Below are 24,545 nucleotides of genomic sequence, written 5' to 3' on the forward strand. Positions count from 1 at the left end.
TGAATAGTAAAAAAGGCTTCTAAATTTATTTAGAAGCCTTTTTAATAACTGCAGCTTGCTTTATATTAGTCTTTAAGTGACTCGCCAACCACTGGATAATAATCCCATACTTGTTTATCACTGAGTGAGCGTACAAGCTTAATGTATTCTGCATGTGTCCATGCAAGTGGCGTTGCTGAGTTTGTGCCCTCGCCTAACGCATGACCAGCTTTATTTACACCTACACCATCCCATACTTGCTCTGGTAGCATTAGCCCTTTATTGGCAAATTGCTCCAAACCTTTAACATAACTATTTTTAATTTGCGCTTGTTTAGCATCATCAAAGGCGTTGTTTGCGTTAGCTGCTGCTATTTCATAGTGGCCACGTTCACCTGTGAAAAACGGCCATACACGACCACGTTGGCCTGGTGTATTACTGCCACCCTCGGCATAGTTTGTGCCAGTTACTTCATCTTCGCCGTAGCCATCATTACCATAGCGGCGGTAGCCTGCAAATGTGCCGCTGCCGTCGTCAAAGCTAAAGCTGTATTTAACTTGTAGGTTATCTTCTAGTGTTTCGTCATCGTACTCAGGTAGTGTTTTAACGATGCTTTCATCATTTGCACCGCGTACGCCATACCGTACTAGCTCTAAAAAACCGCCATCTAAAATTTGCTTTTTATTAAACCCTTCGCGGCCATTATTAGCGTTAATTTTAGTGTTTGAGTTTGCATCGGTATCTTGGCCTATACGAATAAAGTATTCGCCATCGCTATTCTCGCCTTTTAAGTTACCTTTAGTGGTAAACATTTGCGATTCAATATCGCTGCTGTATTTTTTAGCTGTATCTAAGTAGCGCTTTGCGTTTGTATCATCGCCACTTAGTGTTGCAATATCACTGGCTGTAATAAGGCCAGCTACTATTGCTGCAGTAGTCGAAGGCGAATAACCGCTTTGCTCTTCCCAACGCTCTTGTTGGGTTGCCGGTGGTGTAATTTGCGTGTCGTTCCACAAAATTTTAGCAAGGCCGCCATCAACTAAAAAATCAGCCGCTGGTTTTAACATTTTGCCGTACCAGCTTTTTAGTTCTTCATCACTAAGTACATTGGCTTTATGTAACTTCCAGGCAAGCATGATAGGCATAGCTGTTTGGTCAAGCTGTACGCCGACCCATTCAAGCTCACCATCGACGTGCGTTTTTTGCAAAAACCAGCCTGTATCGCCTTTATTACCTGGTGTTTTTCTGTTTACTTGTACTTTTTCAAGGTATTCGAATGCTGTTTTTGCGGTGGCGGTATCGCCGAGCGCCATAAATGCCATGGCTACTTGGTAAAAATCGCGCACCCATACCGCTTTATAGCCAGTAGAGCCCTCTTTGGCTGAAACAGTTTCGCCCCATGGGTTAGATAGAGAAGCAATTAATGCCCCTGCGTGTGTTTTATCTTCTTGTGCTTTTAAAACCATGGCGCTTGTGTATAAAAGCTTACCGTTATCGGCTGTTTGTTCAATCATTTTATTGAGCGGTTTGAGACTTTGTAGGTAATCTTCCCAGCCTAGCGCTTCACCTTTACCGTTATAGTGATCAAGCACCGCTTGGTACCCTTTTGCTAAGCTTTTTTCGCCTTGCTTTATACTTTGCTGCTGCGTTTTACCAAAACTAAGTGCTAAATCAAAGGTGGTATTCGCGCTTATGTCGCCAAGCTCTGCAAGCATGCTTACATTACCTGCTGTATCGCCGGTATTTATGTATTGTGTATTTATAGATTGCGTAGTTTTAAGTGCGTTAATACCATCGCTTTCACCGGTAAAGCCCACTGTTTTATCTTTAAATGAGGTCGCTGATTGAAGTGATAAATAGTTATCGTCTTCCCATGCGACAAGGCCTTGCTCAGTCGTTTTAGCGAAGTCACCTAGCCCGTTATTATTAATATACGGATTAACAGACACATATGCTTTTAACCCTTCAAGCTCAGTATTAAATACGCTGCGTACAAACAGGGTTTGCCCACCTGGGTCAGTAAATATGTGTTTTTCTAGGCTAAAGCGGCCTTGTTTATCAGTGCTTGTTACTTTATAAGCCAGCGATAACGGGCGACCTTGTGCATCTTTATGTAAGTAATCAATGGTGACATCTAAATCATCAGCTTCACTAACGGTAAAGTCTTTACCTGTTACTATAAATTGCATGTCTTTTATTTGAGCTTGGTGAATAAGCCCAAACATGGTTTCGGTGATCATACCTTTAGCAATTGAAAACCACACCTTAGATACATCGCCCGTTGCAGCTGAATCACTGTATTGGCCGTTTTGGTATTGCTCGTATGACGTGCCAATACCTGTTTTACCCGCATAAGCCCAAAAAGGCTCTGTGCCTGGGGCGCCTGGTGCTGATGTAACCTGTGCTGTGGTACTTTCGTTAGTTGTGCTTGTGTTTTGAGCGCCGCAAGCCGTTAAACCTAACGTTAAAAGTGAGGCGGTTATAAGGTAATATTTTTTCATTGTGTGTCCTTAATTTGAATTTTTAACGCGCATTACCGCAACGGCAGCGACAACGAACGAGGCTGCACCAATTAACAATGCGTAAATAGGCTGATTAGAAAATACGTGGCGTAAAATGAGCCCTAAAATGCTGGCGGCAAGTAACTGAGGTATAACTATAAAAAAATTAAAAATACCCATGTAAACGCCCATTTTATTACTTGGCAGTGCGTTACTTAGCATGGCGTAAGGCAGCGATAAAATAGACGCCCACGCAAACCCCACCCCAATCATAGGTATAAGTAACATCTTAGGGTCTTGAATAAGCATAAAGCTTGCAAGACCTAACGCGCCCAGCAATAAATTAAAGCAATGCGCGCCTTTTAATCCCATTTTTTTTACTAAAAATGGAATACACATAGCGGCAATTGCGGCAAATCCATTGTAGGCGGCAAATAAAATACCCACCCAGTCAGCACCATCGTTAAATGCTTTAGAGGTTGCATCGCTACTACCATAATGAAAGCTTGTTACTGCTGCGGTGGTATAAATCCACATGGCAAATAAAGTAAACCAGCTAAAAAACTGCACCCATGCAAGCTGCTTCATGGCTTCTGGCATTGTAAATACATCTTGTACTACTTGGTAAAAACCACCTTGAGTTTTGTTAGCACTTTTAAGCGCTGCTGCAATCCACTGCACAATACCAAACGCTAATAAACCACCAGCTAATAGGTATAATTCTTTTTCAAGCGATAAGCCCATTACTAATGCAAGGGTTGCTAAACCCAGCACTACAAAAATAATGGCGCCTTTATTAAAGTTAATATCAACCAGTTTGCTGGTAGTTGGTTGAGCGCTTTGCTTTTCAAAAGCCGCTAATTGCTCTGGGCTATACTCTTTAGTACGTGCAACGGTCCAAAGCACAGCAACAAGTAGCACCACCCCACCCCAATAAAATGAGTATTTAACAGACTCTGGAATTTGCCCAGGCGCTGCAGTATTACTTACATCAAACCAGTTGGTCATCATCCATGGTAATGCTGAGGCTAGTACCGCACCAATACCAATAAAAAAGCTTTGTAACCCGTAACCTGTAGCGCGTTGTTTTTCTGGTAAATTATCACCAACAAGTGCTCTAAACGGTTCCATGGTTACGTTGATTGACGCATCCATTATCCATAACATACCAGCGGCAATCCAAAGCGTTGGTGAATGCGGCATAATAAATAGTGAAAGCGTTGTTAACACTGCACCTATAAAAAAGAACGGACGGCGGCGACCAAAGCGCCCCCATGTTTTATCGCTCCAGTAACCAATAATAGGCTGTACGATTAAACCAGTAAGCGGTGCTGCAACCCATAAAATGGGAATATCATCAACTTGTGCGCCTAATGTTTGAAATATTCGGCTCACATTGCCGTTTTGTAGTGCAAAGCCAAATTGAATACCTAAAAAACCAAAGCACATATTCCATATTTGCCAAAAACTCAGGTTTGGTTTGTTGCTGTCATAATTATTATTTTGATTATTCATGATTAGCCTTATTAGTTAAAACTGCGCTGCTAAATGCATCAAGTGTGAGGTTAAATGTAGCGCCTTGCGGGTGAGCTTTAAGCTGGGTGGTGTGATTTTCAAGTAAATCATTTAATAGCGTATTTTCACTCATTGCTCCTAATTGTGCCTTTGATAAATTAACCGTAATTGTCTGAGGTTGTTCACTAAAGTTACTTAATACGTACAGCGTTTGTTGGCCAAGTTTGCGCATAAAGCCAACAACTCGCTCGCTTCCTGTTACATTAAGCTCTGTCATTTCACCCCCAACCACAGCAGGTAAACTATTAAGTGACATAATGGCTTTATAGTAATCACGGAGTGCTACTTGTTCTTTTGTTAAATTAGCACCGTCAAACTTGCCGTTATTCATCCACGCTTGATGCGCCGGTACACCAATGTAATCAAAAATACTGGTGCGTGTAGCTGTGCCAAATCCTGCGTTTTCTGAGCCATCTTCTCCCACATCTTGACCAAAATATAATAACGTGGGTGCGCGGCTCATTAAGTTAGAAACCACCATAGCCGGTTTACCCCACGCAGCGTTACCTGCAAAATCAGGGCTCGCGATGCGTTGTTCGTCATGATTTTCTAAAAAGTGCAGCATGTGCGCTTCAATATCAGTAACTTGGCTTTGGGCAGCAAAAATAGCATTAGCAGCTTGCTTACCCTGCATAATGGCTTTTAGCGTGTCGTAAAAGCCCACTTTATCGTAAAGGTAGTCCATTTTACCTTGGTGAATATACGCACGGTACATTAGCGGGTTATATACTTCAGCCAATAAAAAGGCATCGCTTTTTTGCATTTTTATCGACGAATTTAAAAAACTCCAAAACTCTACTGGCACCATTTCGGCCATGTCGTATCTAAAGCCATCAACGCCTTTATCGAGCCAAAAAAGTGCTATGTCTCTAAATTTGTACCAGCTGTTAGGAAGTTCTTTATCTTGCCAAAATGCATAATGAGCACGGTAGTCTTTATTTTTGTATTCACTTGGCAATTGAACAAAATCGTAGCTACCATCTGGCTTTACGCCATAATTTACTTTTACTGTTTCGTACCAATCGTTTATATCGGGTTTTGGTGCACGGGCACCGTTACCTGTCCATTTAGCGGGTGTTTCATCAAAAAAACCGTCAGCTAAAGGGTGAGTATTACCCCCTAATACTTTGTACTCTGGCGATGTTGGCACCTGAAAAGACTGCCCTGGTACGTAGTAAAAGTTATTGTTTTTATCGTACGCTTTAGTCGTGTCGTCTTGTTCGCCAAAGTCTTTAACGCCTTTAGGCTTTCCAAGTGATTGATAATTGCGGGCAACATGGTTAGGCACTATATCAATAATGACTTTCATGCCGTGGCTATGTGTACGTTCAATAAGCTGGCTAAACTCTCCCATGCGGTTCGTCACATTAACGGCAAAGTCGGGGTTAACATCGTAGTAATCCTTAATTGCGTACGGTGAACCTGCACGGCCCTTTACTACATCGGGGTCATCTTGCGAAATGCCGTAGTCGGTATAATCGCCCACTAACGCATGGTGTAACACACCGGTATACCAAACATGTGTGGTGCCTAACTCTTTAATGCCTTTTAGGGCTGCATCGTTAAAGTCGGCAAATTTACCTACACCATTTTGCTCTTTAGTGCCCCATGAAACATTGGCTGTTTCCGTATTACCAAACAAGCGAGTAAATACTTGATATACAACCGGCTTGGTAAGCTCATTTTGCGTGTGTGCAGGTGGTTGCTGTTGTTCAGGTTTGTTATTTTCTGAACACCCTGTAGCAATAAGTGCACTACAAAGTACTGCGGGTACATAAACTGATTTTTTCATTGTGTGTCTTTTTTGTCAGTATTGTTATTAACTTTATACTAAAGATTACTGCAGCAACCATACAGTTGCTGCATACGTATTCAGGTAAACTATTGAGAGGTATTTATAATTAATACCGTTGCACTCATTGCCGGTAAAGCAACTGTATTACCCAACACCTGTGTTTTGTGGGTGAATAAGTTAAGTGCTTTGGTATTTTTTGGTATTACTTCATGCATATACTCAATATTCTTAGTTAGCTCTTTTGTGTTTTTATTCATAAATACCAACACAGTTTGCTCGTCGCTAACACGCGCGTAACTATACACGCCTTGTTGAGGCGTAAAGTGCACAAGTTTTCCTTTATCAAGTGCTGGGCTGCTTTTTCTAAAATTAAGCAAGGTACTGATGGTGTTATGCATGTCTTTTTGCTGTTTTGTTAGCCCCTCGCCCGTAAAGGCGTTCCGAGTTTGGCCTTTAAATCCACCCGGGAAGTCGATTCTAATATCGCCATGATCTTTACTTGGGGTGTTATCTAATAGTACTTCGGTGCCGTAATACATTTGCGCTATACCACGTGTGGTTAAAAGTAACGTCATCGCCATTTTTGTTTTAGCAACGTCTTGGCCAAGCTCGGTGTATACACGGCTCATATCGTGGTTATCAGCAAATACCATAATGTTATTGGTATCAGGGTATAAAAAGTCATTAGCTAACGATTCATATACTTTAACCCAGCCCGTGTTCCAGCTTTCTTCTTCATTTAGCGCTTGGATTACCGACTCTTGCAACGAAAAGTCCATCACGCTTGGTAAGCTTGATGTATAGCCATCTTGGTTATGTTTGCCACGTTGCCAGTAAGAGGCAATAGCAGGGTTAGACGTCCACTCTTCTCCAACAATATTAAAATTTGGGTACTCTTGCATTATGGCTTTTGTCCAATCACTCAAAAATGCTTTATCTGAATATGAGTAGGTATCAACTCGAATTCCGCTTAAATCGGCGTATTCTATCCACCAAATAGCATTTTGAATTAAGTATTCACTTAACAGTGGCTGGCGCTGATTTAAATCGGGCATGGTTTCTACAAACCAACCATCGTTAAACTGGCGCTTGTCGTATTCACTCGCGTGTGGGTCTTGTATAGTTTGGCGCGCATGGCTTGTGGCGTTTTTACCTTTTTTAAACTCGCCATTAAAGTTAATCCAATCTTTAGTTGGCTTATCTTTAACCCAAGTATGCTCAGAGCCAAAATGGTTAAGAACCATATCCATTACCAGGCCTATGCCCTGCTCTTTTGCTTTTACCGAGAGCGTTTTATATAACTGGTTTGAGCCCATACGTGGGTCAACATTATAAAAATCTGTAATTGCATAACCATGATAAGAATAATCTGGCATGTTGTTTTCAAGCACTGGGGTAAGCCAAAGCTGTGTAACGCCTAAATTGTTTAAATACGGTAATGCGTTTATAACACCTTGAATATCACCACCGTGGCGCCCGCCCTTAGTACTAGGATCAGCGGCTTCTAACATGCTAGGAACGCTATCGTTTTGTTTATCACCATTAGCAAAGCGATCTGGGTTAATTAAATAAAGCGTATCAGCTGATGTAAACCCTTGGCGCTTTGCGCTGTTTTTATCCCGTTCAAGTAATGAAAACTCAAAATTTTGACTCGCTTCGCTGCTGTTAAACACAAGCGTTCCTGCTTTAGCGGTATCAGTAATAGTAATATTTAAAAATACATAATTTGGGTTATCTGTACGGGTTACTTTATTTAACTTAACACCATTGTATTTAGCTAATTTAATTTGCTCGTTTGCAATATTTTGCTCATGCACCATGATGGTTATGGTATTTTTGTTCATGCCAACCCACCAATTAGCAGGCTCTACGTTAAGTGCGTAGCTAATGGTTGGTAAAGTACAGGCACTTACAAGTAAAAGTGTGTTTAAAAATCGCATCATTAGGCCTTTTTAATTTTTGCTAAAAAATCTTTATGAGTGGGTAATTGATCTACTGTTGAGGTAATAAGCGTTTTTAATGTAGAAAATAAGTCGTTTAGTTGTTCACTGCTTAATGAGTCAACAATACTGTTGTAATCATCGGGGATGAGGCCTTGGCCAATAAATACCTGTTGCCAAGCAACTTCGGCAAATAGTTCATCGTTTTCGCGCACTACTTTGCCAGTTTCCTTAAATAATTTGAGCTTGTGGGCCAATGAGTGAGGAATGTCCATTTGCTTGCATTGTCGCCAAAAAGCAGAATCTTGTCGCTCCGTCAGTTTGTAATGCAAAATAATAAAATCGCGTATGTGCTCTATTTCTATCACGCTTTGCTTATTAAATTCAGTAACTAAAGTTTCGCTTATGCCATGATGTGGAAACAGCTTTATTAAACGGGTTACTGCACTTTGTATTAAATGAATACTGGTTGACTCTAACGGCTCTAAAAAGCCACTAGCAAGACCAACCGACACCACATTTTTATGCCACTGCTTTAAGCGCCGTCCTGTTTTAAATTTTATAACACGTGGCGCTGTAATGGGCTCAGCAGGTAAATTACTTAATAATAACTGCGTTGCTGCATCGTCAGATAAGTAACGGCTACAGTACACCAAGCCATTACCTATTCGGCTTTGCAGCGGTATTTGCCACTGCCAGCCTGCGCTGTGTGCAATTGAACGCGTATAAGGTTTTAGCGAATCAGTACCTTGAGATTGCACTGCAACGGCGCTGTCGCATGGTAAATAATGAGACCAATCTACAAAACCTGTGTTAAGGGTTTGCTCTATGAATAAGGCGCGCTGCCCTGTAGCGTCTATAAAAAGGTCGCCATTTATCTGCTGTGTGTTATCAAGGGTTAATGATTTTATATTCCCTGATAGAGGGCATTGTTCAACCTGCTCTATTTTGGCATCAATATGCTCAACACCGCGTGATGTTGCGAGCTTTTTTAAAAACTCAGCATATAGCGTTGCGTCAAAGTGGTATGCATAACTTACGCCAGGTAATTGCGTGTTAGGTATAGTATTTAATGGTGCAAATTTATGCTGTTTAGCTGCTTGGTAATTTAATGAAAAATCCCATAAGCTTTCTTCTGTACCGCTTATGTGCCCTTTTACCCAAAAATTGTAAAAATCGCAAAAGGGGAAGTCTTTTCCAAATGAGCCAAAAGCATGCATGTAGCTATGAGAGGGGGTTTTCCAATTTTCGAACTCAATTCCTAATTTTATAGATGCATTTGTAGCGTTTATAAAATCTTGCTCGTTTATACCCAGTGCGTGATTAAGCTGAATAATAGGCGGAATTGTTGCTTCACCCACGCCTATAGTGCCAATAGTACTTGACTCAATAAGGGTTATTTTGATTACTTTACCTAACACTTTATTAAGCAAGGCGGCTGTTATCCACCCTGCTGTGCCCCCGCCTGCGATTACGACGTGTTTTATTGGTTTCATATTATTGTCCACGTTTACAGTTTAAAGCTTTGTTAAGTTTGATAAAGTAGCTATAAAAAAGCCCTTGTAAAACAAATTACAAGGGCTCCTACACACAACCTTTATTATAGCTGGTAGCTAAAGCCTAACAAGTAAGTGCGACCGTAATCTTGGTAGTCGCGAACTTGTAGCGCGTTATCGCCAGAAAGCGATGTGAACGGCTCTTCTGTTAAGTTTTGAACTTGGAACTGAATTGATAAACCTTCAAGGCTCTCAACCCCTGCTTCAGAGAAGTCATAACCTGCCTGAATATCCCAAATTGTTTCGCCGATAATATTCACTTGCTCTGTATTAAAGCCTAATCCGTAAACATCACCTTTGAAGTCACTACGCTTACGCATGCTGGTTCGTAATTGCATGCCATTCATCTCGTAGTAAACCGTTAAGCTTTGAATTTTATCTGATAGACCTGGTAGTTCGTACTCATTGCCATTTCCATCTTCAATATCAGATTCAATACCTGTATGACTAGCAATTAAGCCAAAGCCTTCAAGAGACGGGTGGAAAATTTTAAATGGTAACGCTAGAGATATCTCGTAACCGTATAGGTCACCGCCGCCGCCATTTACTTTGCCACTGCCAGTACCTTCTGACGTAGCTGGGACTTCACCTGTTGATGGGTCCGCAACACCCGACATATCAATCGCGTAAGTACCGTCAAAAATCCACTGGGTTAAGTCTTTATAGAAAAATGCAGCAGAGAAGTAACCTTCATCACTAAAGTAGTTTTCATAAGATAAATCGTAGCCTGTTGCTTCTTTAGGTTCTAAATTAGGGTTACCACCCGATACAGACCAAAAGTTACCGTTTTCATCCGGTGTATCATTATATGATGCATTAACAGAGGCGTTCATTTCATCTATACGCGCACGTGAGATTGTTTTAGCTGCGCCAAAACGTATTGTTTGCTGCTCATCAATCGCAAGTGATAAATTTAAGCTTGGTAAAACGTGAGAATAATCGTGACCAATATCTGTAGGTGAAGTAATGACTAGACCAGTATTCCCATCTACACCAAAAGCATTACCTTGAGAGGATTGATCTGTATGAACATAGCGCACCCCAACATTACCAGTTAATGGAAGACCACTTACTTCTGCATTAATATTAGCTTGTGCAAATGCTGAGGTGATTTCTTCTTTTACTGTCCACGACTTAGTTGCATGAGTTGAGCTAGTTAAACTTTCGTCAAGGGTTTCATAGTAACCATCATTAACTAAACCATTTACATCGTAGGCTATCATGTCGCCTAGCCCAATAAAGTCAAGGCCAACACTGCCTAAACGGTATTGCTCAGGTACACTAAGCATTCCTGGGTTTTCAAGAGAAAAATCAGTTAAAGTCAAGAAGTAACCTTGCGAAGATTTAGACTTTTCACGCTCTTTATAACCTAAGCCAAATTCAATTGAGCTAATGTATTCGTTTTCTAGTACTTTAGACGCTGCAAGTTTTAATGTAACTAATTCATCTTCAATAGTTGGAGCATTAATAAAACCGTCTTGAGCTTGGTTTTCATACTCTGTGCCAGTTAATCCATATGCATCATTTAGTGCAGAGCTTGCACCCCACGAAAGCGGCCCACCTAATTGAATTAGATCATAATCGCTGTAATCTAAGTCATGTGAAAAAGTAGCGCCAGTATTGCCACCATTAAAAGCATAACCTAAGTTATCTGCTACACCGCGAGAATCACCACGCCCTGTACCTGAGTAGCTTTCTATACTCCAAATTTTACGGTCAACTTGCGAGTAGCTTGCGTCAAATTCTACTGACCATGAATCATCAATATCGTATTTAGTGTTAAATCCAAATGCAGTTAGTTCAGCATCACGCTCTTGGTAATCGTTACGCACAACAACACGTTGGCCTTGTGTTACAGCACTTGTTATAAATCCACTTTCTGCATCTACTATAGCACTGCTTGCATCAATACTACCTTGACCCCAAGCAAAAGGAACTTCAATGCCGCGCAAAATTTGCTCGTCTGTAAAGTCTACATACAACGCATCAAACGTCATATTTAGTTTATCTGTAGGCGCTGCCTCTAGAACAAGCATTGCTGAATCACGTTCAAGCGTTGATGAACGAACATATGGTTTAGCACCGCCTAAAATTGAATACGAGTTACCATCTTCAGCAGTGAATTCAGGGTACCCCCATGAATTCCAACGTTTTTCTTGGTTTGGCGAGCTCATGGTGTTTAGTGCAAATGCAATACCGATAGTGTCATCAGCAAACTGGTCGATGTATGAGAAAGTGCCACGGTAACCGTCGTCGTTGCCGTCAGGGTTTAATTTATCAAAGCTTGTTTGCTCATACTGTCCATTTACTTGAACAACACGTTCACCTTTACTTAGTGGGCGAACTGTTTGCATGTTAATTATACCCGCAATACCCTCTGCATCTAAATTTGCACTTGGTGTTTTATAAACAGTTACACCGCTCATAATTTCTGATGGGTAAAGGTCAAATTCTACGCCGCGGTTATCACTAATAGATACTTGCTCGCGGCCATTAAATGTGGTGCCACTTTCGTTTTCACCAAAACCACGAATTGATACTCTACTTGCGCGACCATCTAGGCGTTGCGCTGTTAAACCTGGTAAGCGTGCAATAGACTCAGCAATAGATGAATCAGGTAGCTTACCTATATCTTCTGCTGAAATTGACTCAACGACTTGAGTAGAAAAACGCTTTGTGTTGATTGATTCTACAACACTGCCACGAAAGCCTTTTACTTCGATAACCTCAACGTCATCATTTTTAGCTGTATCTTCTTGTGCTGCTACAGAGGCAAAGCTTGCTAATCCTGCAGTAGCCATTGCCAACGTTAATATACTTGGTTTGAACATAGACATGATGTTTTTCCCGTTACCCATATTGTGATACTCGCTTCTTTATTTGAGTGATAGTCAAACAGGCGAGCTAATTTTGTTGTCAGGATGAATATTAACGCCAGCTTTATTTTATTAACAACTTTATGCATACGTATTCAACAGTTATAGCACGACTTCAGATTAATAAAAACCTTGCCAAACAAACATTAAACAATTGATTTTGTTATAAATAAAATTATTGAAAATGACGCAATCAACATTACATGTAAAATCTACTGTATCAAAAACTAAAAGTTAACAGGACGCAATGTAAACAAAGTGAAACTAATTAGTATCGCTATTTAGAATGAGAAATATTAGACACAATTCAAATGTTTAATTGGTCAGACCATTAAATTCAAAACATAAAATATATTTTCTCTTGTATGACAAACCGTTATGTTTAATAAAAGTCAGAAAGTAAGTGAGCACCATAATTGGTAAAAATCCAACACATAAATAAAACACCTTTAAACTAGCTATAAGTACTTATTTTTAATAATTTAATTGCGTTAATTTTAGTGCATACGTATGCAGACTTTTTACAGTGTACAAGGCTTCACGTATGCTTTTTGCAAATAACGTGATTAATCGTAATCACAAATAAAAATAGTCTAAATACTGTGTGGAATGACGGAGAAAAGCATGACCCAAAAGCAGTGGTATAAAGGTGCGGTTATTTATCAAGTTTATCCGCGTAGCTTTCAAGATAGCAACAACGATGGCATTGGTGATTTAAGAGGGATTATTAATCGTATTGATTACATTAAAAGCTTAGGCGTTGATGCTATTTGGATTTCACCTTTTTTCAAATCGCCAATGAAAGACTTTGGCTATGATATTAGCGACTATCGTGACATTGACCCGCTTTTTGGTGACCTAAATGATTTTGATGAGCTAATAAGCGAAGCCCACACTCGTAATATTAAAATAATTATTGATCAGGTGTTAAGCCATACATCAGATCAACACCAATGGTTTACTGATAGCCGTGAAAATCAAAATAACAGTAAAGCCGACTGGTATGTTTGGGCTGACGCAAAAGATGATGGAACAGCCCCAAACAACTGGCTATCTATTTTTGGTGGTGGTGCTTGGCAGTGGGAGCCTCGTCGCGGGCAATACTACCTACATAATTTTTTAACCGAACAACCGGATCTTAACTTTCATAACCCAGATGTTCGAAAAGCTGTGCTTGATAATGTTGAGTTTTGGCTTAAAAAAGGCGTTGATGGTTTTAGGCTTGATGCAATTAATTTTTGCTATCACGACGCGCAATTACGTGATAATCCGGCTAAACCAAAAGATAAGCGCCAGGGTCGTGGTTTTAGTGAAGATAATCCGTATGCATTTCAGTACCATTACTACAATAATACTCAGCCTGAAAATATTGAATTTATGCAAGATATTCGCACATTACTTAATAAATACCCAGGTACTGTATCGCTTGGCGAAATCTCATCAGAAGATTCATTAGCTACAATGGCGCAGTACACCCAAGGTGGCGACAAACTGCACATGGGTTATAGCTTTGAGCTATTAACAAATGATTACTCAAGTGAATATATTAGAACTACGGTTCAAACTCTAGAACAACGTATGACTGAAGGCTGGCCATGCTGGGCATTTAGTAATCATGATGTAGAGCGCGTAGCGAGCCGCTGGAGCGAAAATGGCGAAGTAAACCCTCAACAATGTAAAATGCTAACCGCCCTATTAGCTTCTCTTCGCGGCAGCGTGTGTATGTATCAAGGTGAAGAGCTAGGTCTGGGTGAAGCAAGTGTGGCATTTGAAGATTTACAAGACCCATACGGCATTACATTTTGGCCTAATTTTAAAGGGCGTGATGGCTGTAGAACACCAATGCCTTGGGATCTAGCTGATTCATCTCATGCAGGTTTTAGTGAAGTAAAACCTTGGCTACCCGTTGATAATGCACATAAGCAGCAATCAGTAGATATACAAACAGATGATAATAACTCAATTTTAAATGCCTACCGTGAGTTTATGGCATGGCGAAAAGGTCAAACAGTTTTACTTGAGGGTGATATTGAATTTATTGAAACGCCAGAGCCTGTGCTTGCTTTTTATAGAACGCTTGGAAAGCAAAGAATACTTTGTATGTTCAATCTCAGCGCTAAGCAAACAAGTATTGATATGCCAACATCAATCGTTAAAGAATACACCGAGCTTAGCCACCACAGCGCAAAGTTAGACCGAGGCACCACAATACTTGAGCCTTACGCATGTTTTTACGCTCAGTGTTAATGACTCAAAAGTTACGTTTAGTGTATACGTAAGCGCGTTACACACGAAAAAGCCCAAGCTATTCACTTGGGCTTTTTTGTATTTAACGCATTCTAGTGACTTTTAGTTTCAACATTTAGACATTCAGTTAAAGCAAATAATACGGCTGATATTACAAACTTAAAATATCCTCATAGCAGAAATATACAATGGCGCTTATCCATTTCATTTTTGAACCTAAAAAATCACTTTTCCTAAAACAATCTAAAGGTTATTAATATAAAGCGCAGAATCAAGTTTTCTTAGCTACTAAATATATTACTCCAGCTGATAATGCTGTACTTACTAAAGTTAAAAAACTGACAAGTAAATTACTCATCCTCACGATAAAAAAATTTCGTTATCTTTTATTTCAATTTCGATTAAAAATCAGCATACCAACAGAGTTGTTCTGAATTGGGCACTACTGATTTATACCTAACTTTAAACTGGATAAATCAGTCATCACACCATTTTTTTAGGAATAAACGAATGAAAAAAGCATTGCTAGCATTAATCGTAGCACCACTATTTGCAGTATCTGCGACTTACGCGGTTGCAGACGATGCGCCAACAGCTTCAGCCGAAATGATAAAAGAATACACAGAAATGTGTGTTAACTGGGCTAAAGATGATGACGTAAGCAATGAAGAGCTAAATGCCTACGTATTAAAATGCGTAAATGATGAGCTTGAATCTGAAGGCTATAAAAAAGTATCTTCTGTTAAGATTTAATTATACCAATTACATTTAATTAGTGATCTGTTAAAGCTATAAGAATATAGCTCAATAGCTAAGCGAAAAAGCATGACATATATTTGTTCTCGGCAGCTGCTCCCTGCAATGCCTACTTTCTGCATCTACGCAGTCATATATGAATAGTGTTTAACGCAGTAACTGAGTTATTTAATACGCTAAAATGACCATGTTTTTAATCAAATTGGTAACACGCTTAGGTGAATGTACTGCTAATAAAGCCGTTGCGAAAGCATTCAACTAGGCACAAAAAAACCGGAATAGACACAAGCTGTGCATTCCGGTTTTTTTATGACTTTTTAAATCTACAAAAGCTATGAATAAGCAATAACGAGCTTATTCATCTTCTTTTTTAGCTTTCGCTTTAGGCTTAGCTTTAGCTGGTGCCTTTTTTGCAGCTGCTTTCTTTTTAGGCGCTGCTTTTTTCTTCGCTTCTTCTGTCCATTTACCTGCCTCATAATGAGCAGTCCAGCCGGTAGCTTTACCGTCAACTTCAGTCATAACATACTGAGATTTATTTTTACGGCTATAGCGTACAACAGCAAGATTACCATCAGGATCTTTAGCTGGTGCATCTGCTAAATAATAAAACTTAGGCGAAATGCGGTCTCTAAAGCGTTTTAGTTCTTCAACCTTAGGTGCACGTGTTTCACGTGACTTAGGAAAAGTATTTGCGGCTAAAAATATACCCGCAGCGCCATCACGTAAAACAAAATACGCATCTGACTTCTCACACTCTAATTCAGTAATGTGAACAGGATCTTCTTTTGGTGGAGCAGCCTCACCATTTTTAAGTAACTTACGTGTGTTCTTACACTCGTCGTTATTGCAACCAAAGTACTTACCAAAGCGACCCGATTTAAGCTCCATGTCAGAACCGCACTTATCACATTCGATAATTGGTCCGTCGTAGCCTTTAATTTTAAAGGTACCTTCTTCAACTATATGCCCTTTACATGCTGGGTTATTACCACACACATGTAGTTTACGGGTTTCGTCAATTAGGTATGAGTCCATTGCAGTTTCACAAATAGGACAACGCTTCATCTGCATTAATTTTTCGGTTTCTACGTCTTCGACATCAGCAGCAACCGCTTCATCGCCCGACACTAAGTTCATTGTTGTAGTACAACGCTCTTTTGGCGGAAGGCTGTAACCAGTACACCCTAAGAAAACACCGGTTGAAGCCGTACGTATGCCCATTTTGCGGCTACATGTAGGACATTCTATATCGGTTTCAACCATCTCATTAAGGCGCATGCCACCATTCTCTGGCTCGTCTTTAGCGACAGTTAGTTGCGTTGAAAAATCAGCATAAAACTTATCTAAAACTTGAGTCCATACACGCTCGCCTTCAGCAATGTCATCTAAACGACCTTCCATTTTAGCTGTAAAATCAAAGTTCATTAAATCAGTGAAGTTTTCAACTAAGCGGTCAGTAACAATTTCACCCATTTTTTCAGCAAAGAAACGGCGATTTTCTACACGTACATAACCACGATCTTGAATTGTTGATATAATCGACGCATAAGTAGATGGACGACCAATACCACGCTTTTCAAGCTCTTTTACTAAACTAGCTTCACTAAAGCGAGCTGGCGGCTTAGTAAAATGCTGCTTAGGATCAAGTTCTATTAAAGTAAGTATTTCACCTTCTTTAACAGCTGGCAGTGATTGATCTTCTTCGTTCTTTTTACGCACCGCAGGTTGTACTTTTGTCCAACCATCAAAGCGAAGCACGCGGCCTTTTGCTTTGAGCTGGAAATCGTTAGCAGCAACAGTCAGTGTTGTTAAGTCGTATTCAGCAGGTACCATTTGACACGCTACAAACTGACGCCAAATTAGCTCATACAGCTTTTTAGCATCGGCATCTACGCCTTCGATATGACCAGACAACACTGTAACGCTTGAAGGACGAATTGCCTCATGCGCTTCTTGTGCATTGCCTTTAGAGCTATAGTTAATTGGATCTTTTGGTAAATATTTAGCACCAAACTCGTTCGTTACATACTCACGACACATTTCAACCGCATCTTTTGAAAGATTGGTTGAATCGGTACGCATATAAGTAATATAACCGCCTTCATACAAACGCTGAGCGAGCATCATAGTCTTTTTAACGCCATAACCTAGGCGTGTACTTGCCGCTTGTTGCATGGTTGAAGTAATTAATGGCGCACTTGGGCGACTTTTACTTGGTTTTTCTTCAACGCTAATTACTTTGTATTCTGCATTCTCAAGGCTTTTAACAGCTGCACTAGCCTGAGCTTCATTTACAGGCTTAAATGCCTTTCCTGCTTGTTTGGTTACTTCTAAGCGTAACTCAGACTCAGTATTCTTAACATCAGCGTGAATATCCCAAAACTCTTCAGGGATAAATGCCTTAATTTCACGTTCACGCTCAACTAATAAGCGTACCGCAACAGACTGAACTCGTCCTGCAGATAGACCACGTGCAACTTTTGCCCACAACAAAGGAGAAACCATAAAGCCTACAACACGGTCTAAAAAGCGTCGTGTTTGCTGAGCGTAAACCATGTCAGTATTAAGCTCACCTGGTGTTTCGAAGGCTTGTTGTATTGCGTTTTTGGTAATCTCGTTAAAAACTACGCGCTTATACTTTTCAGGTTCACCGCCAATGATTTCTTGAAGGTGCCAAGCAATTGCTTCCCCTTCTCTATCCAAATCCGTTGCGAGGTATATTTGATCTGCATTTTCAGCCAGCTTTTGTAATTCTTGAACAACCTTCTCTTTACCTGGCAGGATTTCATAATGCGGCTCCCAACCTTGCTCAGGATCAATACCCATACGCGCGACCAGGTTAGTATAATCTCGTTGCTTTTTATACGCTGCTTTCTCTTCAGGTTCCATTTTGCGAACTTCTGCTGGCGTTTTAGTTGCCGGCACTTTAGCTTTGCTCGAACCTGAAGTAGGTAAATCACGTACATGCCCAATACTGGACTTTACGATGAAGTCATTACCTAAATATTTATTAATTGTTTTAGCCTTAGCAGGTGACTCTACAATTACTAGCGATTTGCCCATAGTTGCCTATTTCTAACCAAATATTAAAAATGTGTTTTGCCGACATAAGCGGCGCGAATATTTATAGGTATATCTACAAACACTAGTTGTTACAAGCTTTTAATACAAACTTTTCAGTATTTACTGAATAAACGAACAATTTTTGTCGTTAAATTAAACAAACAGGTGTTTTTAGATTAATTGATGTGGAATATATAGAACAGAAACAAAAATGCCAACCTAAAGGTTGGCATTTTTTATTTTAAACGATTATAAATCGTCGATTACTGAAACTGAAAATGGCGAAACTAAACCTGAAGGAGCTTCAACTGAAATGTTTAAGCTACCCGATGGACTATCGTTACCACCTGTCAAAGGTTCCCGTTTAATACCAAAAGAAACACCTACTGGAACAAAGCTCGTAGTATTAGGAAATACATAACTAGTTTCGCCAGTAATTTCACCGTTATCAGTACTAATAGATACCTCAGTACCTGCAGGCATAGGATTATTATACATATCTGCAATATACATAATCAGACTGACACTACTAGTCCCTGTTGGACTCTGGGTTAAATCTATTTCACTGACTTGACACATCTGTTGGCTTGTTGGATCAGCTTGTGAGCGACGTACTAATGGGCTCGCTGGATCACTGTTTATATGCACCTCAGATGCTGTTACGCCTGCAATAGCGGAGCAATCATCAGCATAGGTTACTAATCTAAAGAATGCCGCATCACCCGACATAACAATCTCTTGGTTTTGAAATACATTAACCAATTGACGGCTACATAGTCCTGCGGTTTCGTCTTCTTCACGACATAGTAAACCATTGTATAAACCGTTTTGGGTAGTCCAAGAGCCATTACCATCAAAATCTACGAACTCTTCAAACTCATCACCTGTTGAATTGTCACGAGAACATGGGTCTGTTCCATCACTACAATCTTTGCCGCCAAAAGTACCATCTTCATTGTTATCAATAAAAGCTTCTGGGATATCAAATAAATCATCAAAGAAGTCTTCGCTATCAAAGTAACCATTACCATTTAAGTCTGAAAAAGTCTCTTCACCAATAGCATATGCATGAACGGTTGCTCGTCCACCAAGTGGTAAATCTATTGTAAGATCATTATTTAAAATACCTAATGGGCACGGTAATCCACCATCACATTTTTGAGCAATTGTATTTTCGTACATTGAATCAGTAAAAGGACGCGGGTTGCTACTTGTCCAAGTAACGCTACATGCTCCATTCGTTGTAGTACAACTTGGCTCAATAACTCCACCTTCTGTAATAAAAGTAACGGCCGTACCATCTGGAACAGGATTATTAAAGTGATCGGCTAAACGTGCGTTAACCGCTACTGTATTACCATCAACATTTAATGCATGGGGATTGAAAATAGAACGCGATAGCGAAAAACTATTTTGATCAGCTATACCTGTACTAACAACAAGAATATCTGAAGGGGCTGTTACAACAACTGTATTACCTTCTACCTCTTCTTCACTTGATGCAATAACACGTACAGGTGTTGCAATCGAACCCGATAGTACTGATGTCTTCACTTCGCCACTGGCATTAGTAATAGCGCTGGCAGTGCCTAATGTAATGCCACCTACAGCAGTTGAAAGTTCAAAGTTAACCGTTCTTGACGCTAAATCGTTCCCGTTTGAATCGACAAGTTTGAAAGTCACTTCTGAAATTTCAGTACGGTCAGCACCACCAGTACCTTTTAATGCAATTACAGGCTCTGTAACATCTATAAACTGTAAAAAACCAATATTTGCAGGTGATACATTAATTGTAGTATTTGCAGAAACGGTATCTCCACCAGTAATAACCGTTGCTGTAATAATATCACCACCCACACAAGTTAAAGGGCGATATGTAGAACGTGCAAATCCACCAATACTAGTCACTGTTTCATCAATTGATGCCTGCCCCGAACTTACACAGCCCGATGAGAATTCAACCGTTAATGGAGTTGTATATAACTCACCATCTTTAGAAATTTCAATAGAAATTAGAGCCGTAGCCCCTGCCGCTAATAGCTCATCATCAGCAATAGAGCTCGAAATAGAAATTTCGATATCTACCGCAGCAATCTGAAACGCTTTAGTCAAGTTACTATCAAGTACAGACACGGTGATTTCACCTGCCCCTACATCTTGCCCAGGAACAATATCGAGTAGTGCGATACCATTTGCATCTGTAATTGCAGTGCCTGTTGAAGGAGTAATAGATCCAATAGTAGTAGTAGCGGTTACTAAAGCTTGAGTAAGTGGTGTTGTAGAGTCTTCATTAGTCACTTCAATAAATAAAATAGCTGAAGAATCACCTGAAATACTTGTTACCTCTTCACATAAACTTGCATCTCTAGTTGTTTTAAAATCAACCGGACAGTTTTGCAAAATTTTAAAATTGATATCCGCAGTGCTTTGATCTGGGTTTACAGCATCGCCTCGGGTGTAAAAGCCCAACGTTTTCTCCACACCTTCATACTGTGCGGTTATTAAACCAGCACCTTCGACAGTACCTGAAGTTAAATTAAGTGAAGCTATACCATTTTCGTTTGTTAATGCTGTTCCAATGCTTGGGATAAGATTACCTAGGGTAGAAGAAAAATTAACAACGGCCCCCTCTACTTTAATACCATCACCATCAAGAACAGTTGCTTTAACCACACCACTATCGGCTGCACTAATGGTACTAATTTCGGTCAATGAAGTCGAAGATGTAAGACTCAATCCTATAGAAAAGTCTAACGACTCACCCTGAACGGGTGCATCACCTTCGGTAGTAAATGTATAACCATCAGAGCTGTAAACAATGTTTTCATTATCAGTGTAGGTTGCAACTATAGAACCTGCACCAACTTCTGTACCAGCTAGAAGGCTTATTGTTGCAATGCCTTGAGCATTTGTTAGTGCTGTGCCGTTAGTTGGATTGATTGTTCCTAAACCAGTGAGTACGAATTCAACAAGCTTAAATGCAGCAGGCTCTCCATCAATCTCTAGCTCAACTTGAACAGTAAGAGGGTTTGAATAATCAACATTACGAGTATTCTCACCTGAACTGTTTACAGCTGTGATACTTAACTGAGGTTCTGTTGACGCGGTACCATCAGATTCAAAAGCAAATGTATCCGTGTAACTGACACTATCAATCGTAAAAGTGGCTGTAACTTCACCTGCACCTGCACTTGAACCTGCTATTAGTTCAATAGTCGCTACGCCATCTGATTGAGTAAGAGCGGTACCTGCTACTGGGTCTAGCTCACCAATAGAATCCGCTAACGTGAATGTAATACGCTCGCCAGACACTGCATCACCATCTTCATTAACTAAACTAGCTCTTAATTCTAAAGGAGCATCAGCAGTAACACTATTCGACTCAGTATCACTCGCTTTCAAATAACCTTTCAAACTTATTGTATAGGTTGATGTTTCCGTCGTGGAATCACCATCACTAATAGAGCCGTCTTTTTCAAGTGACCCACCGCCACCACAGGCTGTGATTAAAAAACTTAGCAATGAAATGCCGAGCAGTCGCATTAAAGGCATGAACCTCTCCCTAGCGTTGTTATTATAATCAAAATTAATTTTCACTTAATATTAACCTATAACTTAGTCTAAAATCTCAGTTTTTTATTACTTTTTTGCGCAAAATAATTTTAAATAAATACCAATTTTTTCTGTAGTAAATATTTCCTTGCTGGTAGTCTATGGCAAATTTATAAAATGTAGATCAGGGAATATGTCAAAAATCCGTTCAATGAGTTTAACCACTCGCATCATGATTGGTATGGCGCTTGGGGTTGCAGTAGGTTTTATATTTCAGGCTATATTAGCTGGTGAAGACGATTATCTAATACCACTTGGGTTATTCTCTTTGCCAATTAAAGCCTTTTTTGTTGATGGTATTTTCCATGTTGGTGGCCAAATATTTATTGCCAGCTTAAAAATGTTAGTTGTGCCTCTTGTTTTTGTATCGCTCGTTTGTGGTACCTGTAGCTTAAGTGACCCTAAAAAACTAGGCCGCCTAGGTGGTAAATCTATTGGTTTATATTTATTAACTACGGCTATTGCTATAACGGTGGCTATTACACTTGCCTTATTATTTAGCCCTGGTGAAGGTATAAGCTTGCCATCTAATGCAACTTATGATGCCAAAGAAGCGCCTACCCTTGCACGTGTAATTATAGATATGTTTCCTACTAACCCATTTGAAGCCATGGCCAAGGGTAATATGCTTCAAGTTATAGTGTTTGCACTATTATTTGGTGTAGCAATGGCATTAAGTGGTAAAACAGGCAAACGCGTAGCAAGTGTTTTTGAAGATTTAAACACAGTAATCTTAAAACTAGTTACGCTGTTAATGAACATTGCACCTTATGGCGTGTTCTTTTTAATGGCAAAACTATTTACAACAATTGAGCTTAACTTAATTGTTAGCCTAGCCAAATACTTTGGCGTTGTAGTGCTTGCACTGTTATTACATGCTTTCGTAAACTACACATTGCTTTTAAAAATATTAACGGGCTTAAACCCGCTTATTTTCTTAGCAAAAATGAAGCACACATGCTTATTTGCATTTAGTACCTCGAGCTCAAGCGCAACTATGCCTATTACACTTGAAACTGCTACTAAAAAACTAGGTGCTAATAACTCGGTTGCCTCATTTACTATCCCACTGGGTGCTACCATTAACATGGATGGCACTGCCATCATGCAAGGTGTGGCTACCGTATTCATTGCACAAGTGTTTAGTGTAGATTTAACAATTTCTGATTATCTAATGGTTATACTAACAGCAACACTTGCCTCTGTAGGTACAGCAGGCGTACCTGGTGTTGGTTTAATAATGCTGGCCATGGTACTTAACCAAGTTGGCTTACCTGTAGAAGGGATTGCAATTATTATCGGTGTAGACCGCTTGCTAGATATGACACGTACAGCAGTTAATGTAACTGGCGATTGTATGGTTACCTGTGTTGTGGCTAAATCTGAAGGTGAACTTGATGAGAGCATCTTTAACGACCCTAATGCAGCTAAAGACTTAGAAGATTATCATCAGTCTATTGACTCATAAGCTACATTTATACAGCTATAAAAAAACCTTGATGCAATACATCAAGGTTTTTTTTCGAGTAGAAAGAATTAAACTGAATCGTAAAAAAATTCTAATCTAAGGATTTAGGGATTTAAATTTAGAGAGTAAGTTTATTCCCACTTTATTTACACCACTACTCAGGCCAAGAGCTAGCTTATCGCTTAATCCCTTTTTAATTTTGTATTTAATCTTATAAATTTGGCGCTGATGTTGCTGCTCCAGCAATGCATCATCACTTGTCTTTATAACATCTACCAAACCTTTATCAATCGCTTGAGTTGCAAACCAATGCTCGCCTGTCGCAACTAAGTTTATATCTAAGCTTGGGCGTTGAGTGCTTACAAACGTTTTAAATAAATCATGTGTTTGTTCAATTTCTTCACGAAATTTTTCACGGGCCTTATCTGTGTTTTCACCAAATAAAGTAAGCGTACGTTTAAACTCACCTGCAGTAATTTGCTCAAATTCCACATCATTTTTCTTTAATATTTTATTAAAGTTAGGTATTTGAGCTATCACACCAATAGATCCAACTATGGCAAAAGGGGCTGCTAGTATCTCATCGGCTACACACGCCATCATGTAACCACCGCTCGCTGCTACTTTATCAATTGCAACACTCAAAGGAATACCGGCATCTTTAATACGCTGTAGCTGAGATGCAGCAAGTCCGTAGCCGTGCACAACTCCGCCGCCACTTTCTAAACGAATAAGTACTTTGTCTTTACTTGGGTTAGCAATAGAGATAATGGCTGTTATTTCTTCTCGTAAGCTTTCTACTTCGTGAGCGTCCATACTACCTACAAAGTCAATTACATATAAACGAGGTTTAGGCTCATCTTTATCTGCTTTTTTACTTTGCGATTTAAGCTGCTTTTGGTGTGCTTTAAGCTCTTTTTTACCCAGCGTATTTTGTAGAAAACTTTCTTTAAGATCGACTAATTGCTCTGATATGTCGTCAATTTGTATTTCACCTTTTTTGGCTTTAGGCTTAACTGCAGCGCCAACTATTAGCATTAGAATAACTGCTATAGCGATAACAAAAGTAATTGTTTTAGCAAAAAACAAACCGTATTCGTATAAAAATTCCAACTGGTTTCTCCATTTATAAATTTCAGCTAATTTAGCATGCTTTAAAGCAAAAAAAAGCCACTTT

The 24,545-nt window shown here is 39.7% G+C and carries 12 protein-coding genes; 3 read left to right on the forward strand and 9 right to left on the reverse strand.

What is annotated here, in order from left to right:
* Positions 1–65 precede the first annotated feature (65 nt).
* From H5160_RS01595 to H5160_RS01620, 6 genes are all read right to left on the reverse strand, one after another.
* Positions 66–2,480: a glycoside hydrolase family 15 protein gene (locus tag H5160_RS01595; protein ID WP_182736498.1), complete on the reverse strand. Its 2,415-nt coding sequence runs from the start codon at positions 2,478–2,480 to the stop codon at positions 66–68.
* 9 nt (positions 2,481–2,489) lie between these two features.
* Positions 2,490–3,995 carry an MFS transporter gene (locus H5160_RS01600; protein ID WP_182736499.1) on the reverse strand — a complete coding sequence of 502 codons (1,506 nt, stop codon included), beginning with the start codon at positions 3,993–3,995 and terminating at the stop codon, positions 2,490–2,492.
* Positions 3,988–5,847 (reverse strand): alpha-amylase family glycosyl hydrolase, encoded by a 1,860-nt coding sequence (locus tag H5160_RS01605; protein ID WP_182736500.1) that lies wholly within the window; start codon positions 5,845–5,847, stop codon positions 3,988–3,990. Before H5160_RS01605 ends, H5160_RS01600 begins: the two co-directional genes overlap by 8 nt.
* Before the next feature lie 89 nt (positions 5,848–5,936).
* The gene (locus H5160_RS01610) at positions 5,937–7,793 is read right to left on the reverse strand and encodes a glycoside hydrolase family 13 protein (protein ID WP_182736502.1); all 1,857 of its coding nucleotides are present in this window, start codon (positions 7,791–7,793) and stop codon (positions 5,937–5,939) included.
* Positions 7,793–9,286 (reverse strand): tryptophan halogenase family protein, encoded by a 1,494-nt coding sequence (locus H5160_RS01615; RefSeq protein WP_182736503.1) that lies wholly within the window; start codon positions 9,284–9,286, stop codon positions 7,793–7,795. Before H5160_RS01615 ends, H5160_RS01610 begins: the two co-directional genes overlap by 1 nt.
* A gap of 104 nt (positions 9,287–9,390) precedes the next feature.
* Positions 9,391–12,183: a TonB-dependent receptor gene (locus H5160_RS01620; RefSeq protein ID WP_182693524.1), complete on the reverse strand. Its 2,793-nt coding sequence runs from the start codon at positions 12,181–12,183 to the stop codon at positions 9,391–9,393.
* A 663-nt stretch (positions 12,184–12,846) separates the two neighbouring features.
* On the opposite strand from H5160_RS01620, the gene H5160_RS01625 reads away from it, so the two are divergent.
* Positions 12,847–14,469, forward strand: a complete 1,623-nt coding sequence (locus H5160_RS01625; RefSeq protein ID WP_182736504.1) for an alpha-glucosidase family protein — start codon at positions 12,847–12,849, stop codon at positions 14,467–14,469.
* Positions 14,470–14,979: 510 nt separating this feature from the next.
* Entirely contained in the window at positions 14,980–15,222 is a 243-nt protein-coding gene (locus tag H5160_RS01630) for a hypothetical protein (RefSeq protein ID WP_002959734.1), read from the forward strand.
* Positions 15,223–15,579: 357 nt separating this feature from the next.
* Here the strand turns inward: H5160_RS01630 and topA are convergent, their stop codons facing one another.
* On the reverse strand, positions 15,580–18,288 hold the full coding sequence (gene topA / locus H5160_RS01635; RefSeq protein ID WP_149602799.1) for a type I DNA topoisomerase: 2,709 nt from the start codon (positions 18,286–18,288) through the stop codon (positions 15,580–15,582).
* Between the two features lie 249 nt (positions 18,289–18,537).
* Entirely contained in the window at positions 18,538–21,840 is a 3,303-nt protein-coding gene (locus tag H5160_RS01640) for an Ig-like domain-containing protein (protein WP_182736505.1), read from the reverse strand.
* 193 nt (positions 21,841–22,033) lie between these two features.
* On the opposite strand from H5160_RS01640, the gene H5160_RS01645 reads away from it, so the two are divergent.
* Positions 22,034–23,368, forward strand: coding sequence for a dicarboxylate/amino acid:cation symporter (locus tag H5160_RS01645; protein WP_182724288.1), 1,335 nt, complete (start codon positions 22,034–22,036; stop codon positions 23,366–23,368).
* Between the two features lie 96 nt (positions 23,369–23,464).
* On the opposite strand, the gene sohB is transcribed toward H5160_RS01645, so the two are convergent.
* Positions 23,465–24,481 (reverse strand): protease SohB, encoded by a 1,017-nt coding sequence (sohB, locus tag H5160_RS01650; protein WP_182736506.1) that lies wholly within the window; start codon positions 24,479–24,481, stop codon positions 23,465–23,467.
* Positions 24,482–24,545: the final 64 nt, after the last annotated feature.

Source organism: Pseudoalteromonas sp. SG43-4, assembly GCF_014164325.1.
Lineage (GTDB): Bacteria > Pseudomonadota > Gammaproteobacteria > Enterobacterales > Alteromonadaceae > Pseudoalteromonas > Pseudoalteromonas distincta.

Bases quoted from the DNA above. Each gene is read 5' to 3' on its own strand.
- H5160_RS01595 (WP_182736498.1), bottom strand. From the start codon at position 2,480: ATGAAAAAATATTACCTTATAACCGCCTCACTTTTAACGTTAGGTTTA.
- H5160_RS01630 (WP_002959734.1), top strand. From the start codon at position 14,980: ATGAAAAAAGCATTGCTAGCATTAATCGTAGCACCACTATTTGCAGTA.
- H5160_RS01620 (WP_182693524.1), bottom strand. From the start codon at position 12,183: ATGTCTATGTTCAAACCAAGTATATTAACGTTGGCAATGGCTACTGCA.
- H5160_RS01610 (WP_182736502.1), bottom strand. From the start codon at position 7,793: ATGATGCGATTTTTAAACACACTTTTACTTGTAAGTGCCTGTACTTTA.
- H5160_RS01600 (WP_182736499.1), bottom strand. From the start codon at position 3,995: ATGAATAATCAAAATAATAATTATGACAGCAACAAACCAAACCTGAGT.
- H5160_RS01625 (WP_182736504.1), top strand. From the start codon at position 12,847: ATGACCCAAAAGCAGTGGTATAAAGGTGCGGTTATTTATCAAGTTTAT.
- H5160_RS01615 (WP_182736503.1), bottom strand. From the start codon at position 9,286: ATGAAACCAATAAAACACGTCGTAATCGCAGGCGGGGGCACAGCAGGG.
- topA (WP_149602799.1), bottom strand. From the start codon at position 18,288: ATGGGCAAATCGCTAGTAATTGTAGAGTCACCTGCTAAGGCTAAAACA.
- H5160_RS01640 (WP_182736505.1), bottom strand. From the start codon at position 21,840: ATGCCTTTAATGCGACTGCTCGGCATTTCATTGCTAAGTTTTTTAATC.
- H5160_RS01605 (WP_182736500.1), bottom strand. From the start codon at position 5,847: ATGAAAAAATCAGTTTATGTACCCGCAGTACTTTGTAGTGCACTTATT.
- H5160_RS01645 (WP_182724288.1), top strand. From the start codon at position 22,034: ATGTCAAAAATCCGTTCAATGAGTTTAACCACTCGCATCATGATTGGT.